General features: G+C 72.4%; 4 protein-coding genes. All 4 read left to right on the forward strand.

What is annotated here, in order from left to right:
- The first annotated feature begins 160 nt into the window (after positions 1–160).
- Positions 161–1327 carry an acyl-CoA dehydrogenase family protein gene (locus tag IF67_RS0138235; RefSeq protein ID WP_030993619.1) on the forward strand — a complete coding sequence of 389 codons (1167 nt, stop codon included), beginning with the start codon at positions 161–163 and terminating at the stop codon, positions 1325–1327.
- Positions 1324–2253, forward strand: coding sequence for a terpene synthase family protein (locus tag IF67_RS0138240; RefSeq protein ID WP_030993620.1), 930 nt, complete (start codon positions 1324–1326; stop codon positions 2251–2253). Before IF67_RS0138235 ends, IF67_RS0138240 begins: the two co-directional genes overlap by 4 nt.
- A 131-nt stretch (positions 2254–2384) precedes the next feature.
- Positions 2385–3590 carry a cytochrome P450 gene (locus tag IF67_RS0138245; protein WP_030993622.1) on the forward strand — a complete coding sequence of 402 codons (1206 nt, stop codon included), beginning with the start codon at positions 2385–2387 and terminating at the stop codon, positions 3588–3590.
- Positions 3587–4654 carry a phosphotransferase gene (locus tag IF67_RS0138250; RefSeq protein WP_030993623.1) on the forward strand — a complete coding sequence of 356 codons (1068 nt, stop codon included), beginning with the start codon at positions 3587–3589 and terminating at the stop codon, positions 4652–4654. Before IF67_RS0138245 ends, IF67_RS0138250 begins: the two co-directional genes overlap by 4 nt.
- Positions 4655–4752 lie beyond the last annotated feature (98 nt).

Consider the following 4752-nt stretch of genomic DNA (forward strand, 5'->3'; position numbering starts at 1 on the left):
TGGCGGTTCAGCATGCGCGGGGTGGCCTGGAAGGTAATGGCCGGCGGACTCTGCGCCGGGTGGCGTTGGGTGAGAAGGGGTTTTGGGAGCAGTGCCCGAACCTGCGTTACGCCGATTTCAAAAACCAGCAGAACACCGCCGAGGACAAGGCCACCGCGTAATGAGGCGCACGCTCTTCACCCCCGAGCACGAGCAGTTCCGGGACACCGCCCGTGCCTACTACCTCAAGGAGTGCGTGCCCCACGCCGAGGAATGGGAGCGGGCCGGAATCGTCAGCCGCGAGGCCTGGCGCGCGGCCGGTGCGGCCGGTCTCATCGGGTGGGAATTCCCCGAGGAGTTCGGCGGACAGGGCATCCGTGACTTCCGCTACAACGCCATCATGGCCGAGGAGATGGCGGCCACCGGCACGGTGGGCATCGGACTCGGGCTCCAGAACGACGTCCTGCCCTCCTACCTGTCGCACCTCACCGAGGAACAGCAACACCGCTGGCTCCCCGGGATCGTCTCCGGCCGGACCATCTGCGCACTGGCCCTGTCCGAGCCGGACGCCGGGTCGGACCTGGCGGCGATGCGCACCACCGCCCGGCGCGAGGGCGACCACTATGTGCTCAGCGGCCAGAAGACCTTCATCACCAACGGCATCCTCGCGGATTTCGTGATCGTCGCCTGCAAGACCGACCCGGACGCCCGCCACAAGGGCATCAGCCTGCTGGTCGTCGAGCGCGGGATGCCCGGCTTCGAGCGCGGCCGCCGGCTGGACAAGGTCGGCCTCAAGGCCCAGGACACCGCGGAGCTCTTCTTCCACGACGTACGGGTACCGGCGGCGAACCTCCTCGGTGAGCAGGGCCGCGGCTTCGCGTACATGATGGAGAACCTGCCCACCGAGCGGATCGCCATCGCGGTGAGCGCGCTGGGCGGCGCACAGCGCGCCTTCGAACTGGCCCTGGAGTACGCCAAGACCCGCACGGCGTTCGGCCGGCCCATCGGCACCTTCCAGGCCAACCGCTTCGCGCTGGCCGACATGCGGGCCAAGCTCGACGCGGCCCGCACCTATGTCGACGGCTGCATCATGGCGCTCGTCGAGGGCCATCTCACGGCGGTCGACGCCGCCGCGGCGAAGTACTGGACCACGGAGACCGCCTGGCAGATCATCGACCGCTGCGTCCAGCTGTTCGGCGGATACGGATACATCAACGAGTACGAAATCGCGCGCATCTGGCGCGACAACCGCATTGAGCGGATCTTCGGCGGCACCTCGGAGATCATGCAGGAGATCGTGGGGCGCTCGCTGGGGCTGACATCGGCGACCGTGAGGAAGCAGGAATGAACAACAAGCTCGTCTCCCACTTACTGGACAGCGCGGACCCGGCGGTGCGGGCCCAGGCCGTCGAGGCCGCGGCACTGGCGCGCCAATGGGCGAGACCCGTCCAGCAGGAGCTGAGCGACAAGGTGTACGACACGCTCGCCGCCACGGTGTGTGTGATCGCGCCCGAACTGGACGTCGCCGACCATGCGTTGCTCGTCGAGTACAGCCTGTGGCTCTATCTGCTCGACGGCCGGCTCGACGACTTCGAGCACTACGGCACCCGGCCCGAGGACGTCGGCCGGCGGGTGCTCGCCGTACTCCGCGGCGGCCGTGCCGAGGCGAGACCCGGCGACTTCTTCGAGACCTCGCTCGCCGCACTCGTCGAGGAGCTGCGGACCCGGGACGGCTGCTGCGGGCTGCTGGAGCGGTTCGTGCTGCGGCTGGTGGACGGGGTCCGTGCGGGGGTGCGGCAGGCGGTGCTCAGCCGGCGGATCGCCGAGGGCGTGGAGCCGCTGCCCACCATGGAGGACTTCCTCGAACTGGCCTACCGGCACGTCAACTACCGCAGTGTGGCCCTGGCGCTGCTGATCACCGTGGGCGAGCACCCGGACAGCGCGGCACAGGAGCGGCTCGACGCGGCCCTCGTCCCGGCGTCGAGGGCGGTCCGGCTCGCCAACGATCTGCGGACCTGGGCCAAGGACGCCGAAGAGGGCACCTTGAACGTCGTCCAGCTGGTCGCCCGCGACGGCACCCGGATGACGCCGCACGCGGTACGCGACCGCATCCAGGCCTGCCGCGACGAGCAGGCCCTCCTCCTGGACGAGCTGCACCGCAGCGCCCCGGCCTCCGCCGCCGCGCTGGAGAACAACCTCAGGGTCGCCATCGACCTGTACACCGTCGACGACCTCCAATTCGACCTGCCGGACGCCGAACAGGTCGTCGGCTAGGGCGTGTGGGCACCGTCCCGTCCGGCTCGCGACGCCTGCCGTGAGCCCCCGCACCCCCCGGGCGGGTGACGGGACGTCGTGCTCACCCCGGCTTGCCGCAGTCCGGTCCCCTCCCGATCAAAGGACGCGATGTGACCGACGCTTCCTCGCACCCCGCGCCGCTGCCCCGCGCGCGCCGCTGCCCGCTGGACCCGCCCGAGGAGTACGCCGCGCTGCGCCGGAGCGATCCGGTCAGCCGGCTCGCCTTCCCCGACGGCTCGGCCGGCTGGCTCGTCACCCGGTACGACGACGTCCGCACCGTGCTGACGGACCCGCGCTTCAGCGCCCGCGGCGACCTGGTGACCTCCCCCGTCGCCAGCCAGCTGCGCCGCCGCGACGCCCCGGCGCCGGGGATGTTCGCGCGGATGGACCCGCCCGACCACACCCGCTACCGGCGGCTGCTGGCCCGGCACTTCCATGTGCGCCGGGTCCGCGCCCTGGTACCGGCCATCGAGCGCATCGTCGCCGGCCGGCTGGACGCCCTCCGCCGCGCCGGCCCGCCGGCCGACCTGGTGGAGATCTTCGCGCTGCCCGTGCCGACCCTGGTGATCTGCGAACTGCTGGGGGTGCCCTACGAGGACCGGGCGGCGTTCCAGCGCTGGACCGCGAGCATGGTGTCGGTGGACAGCACCCGCGAGGAGTCGGACGCCGCGGTCGCCGCCCTCGCCGGCTATGTCCGCACCCTCGTCGTGGCCAAACGCGGCGCACCCGCCGACGACCTGCTGGCGGACCTGGCGGCGGACGGTGGGCTGACGGACGAGGAGACGGCGAACATCGGGCTGAGCGTCCTGGTGGCGGGGCACGAGACCACCGCCAACATGCTCTCCCTCGGCGCCTTCGCCCTGCTGCGGCACCCCGAGGAGCTGGCCGCCTTCCGGGCGGACCCCGGCCTCACGGAGCCGGCCGTCGAAGAGCTCCTGCGCTACCTCACCATCCCGCAGTTCGGCCGGGAGCGCGCCGCCCTGGAGGACATCGAGCTGGGCGGGCGCACCATCGAGGCCGGTGAGGTCGTCGTCGCCTCGCTGCTCTCCGCGAACCGCGATCCGGGGCGCTTCGACGACCCCGACACCCTGGACCTCCGCCGCCCGCCCGCCGGGCATCTGGCCTTCGGGCACGGCATCCACCAGTGCATCGGCCAGCAGCTGGCGCGCGAGCAGCTGCGGGCCGGCCTCCGGGCGCTGTTCACGCACGGGCCCACGCTCCGGCTCGCGGTGCCGCCGGAAGAGGTGCCGATGTGCGAGGACTCCCTGAACTACGGGGTGCGCAGGCTGCCGGTCACCTGGGACACGGGCCGGTGACCGGTGCCGAGGTGCCGCGCGTCCGCGCCGATCTCGATGCGGGCTGGCTGGAGGCGGCGCTGCGCCGGGCGGGCCACCGGGTCCGGGTGACCGGCCTGCGGGTGGCGCCGACCGACCAGGGCACCTCCACCCGTATCCCGTTGGACGCCCGCTTCTCGGGTCCGGACGCCGCGGCGCTGCCGGAGAGGCTGTTCGTCAAGACCTCGCTGTCCCATCCGCTGCACGAGGTCATGGCGGCCGCGGGCATCTACGTGACCGAGGTACGGATGTACCAGGAGGTGCTGCCGACGGCCCCCGTGGCGGTGCCCGCCGTGTACGCGTCCGGGTACCGCCACGACGACGGACGCTTCTTCCTCCTGATGGAGGACCTCACGGCGCGCGGCTGCGACTGGGGGGCGGCGGGGCAGCTGCTCACGCCCGATGCGGTGGCCGGTGTGCTGTCCGAACTCGCCGCGCTGCACGCCGAGTTCCGCGATCCGGTGCGGCGGGGTGCGCTGTCGTGGGTGCGGCGCTGCGCGGCCCCGGCGGGGTCGACGACGTACGCCTATGCGCGGCGCGGGGCCGAGGCGGTCTGCTCGGCGGCGGACCGCGCCGGCCCGGCCGGGGAGCGGGCCGCGCCGGAGTCCTGGCTGGCCGCCTTCGCGCGGCTGACGGCCTTCGACGACGCGGTGCAGCCCACCCTGCTGCACGGCGATCCGCATCCGGGCAATCTGGCGTTCGTGCCCGGGGGGCGGCCCCTGCTGGCGGACTGGCAGGGCGCCCGCCGCGGGCACTGGGCGCACGATGTGGCCTACCTCCTCGCCTCGGCGCTGAGCCCCGGGGACCGGGCGGCGCACGAACGGGACCTGCTGGCCGGCTATCTGGACGAGGTCGCGGCCCGGGGCGCCGCGCCGCCGTCCTTCGCCGGGGCGTGGGACGCCTACCGGGCGCAGATGGTCTACGGCCTGCTGATGTGGGCCGCCACCCCAGAGGGCTCCCACCCGGCGGAGGTGCTGGCCGCCGTCACCCGGCGGTTCCGCACCGCCTGCACGGAGCTGGAGAGCCTCACCGCACTGGGTCGCTAAATCATTTATATAATCCAACTTAGAGTGCTAGTCTCGCAACTGTTGTTGTCGTTCGTGGTGTTGGGGGGCTGGCTGGTGGCTGGGCTGGTGTGGGAGCC

The sequence above is a fragment of the Streptomyces sp. NRRL S-1813 genome (assembly GCF_000719605.1).
In the GTDB taxonomy this organism is placed as follows: domain Bacteria; phylum Actinomycetota; class Actinomycetes; order Streptomycetales; family Streptomycetaceae; genus Streptomyces; species Streptomyces decoyicus.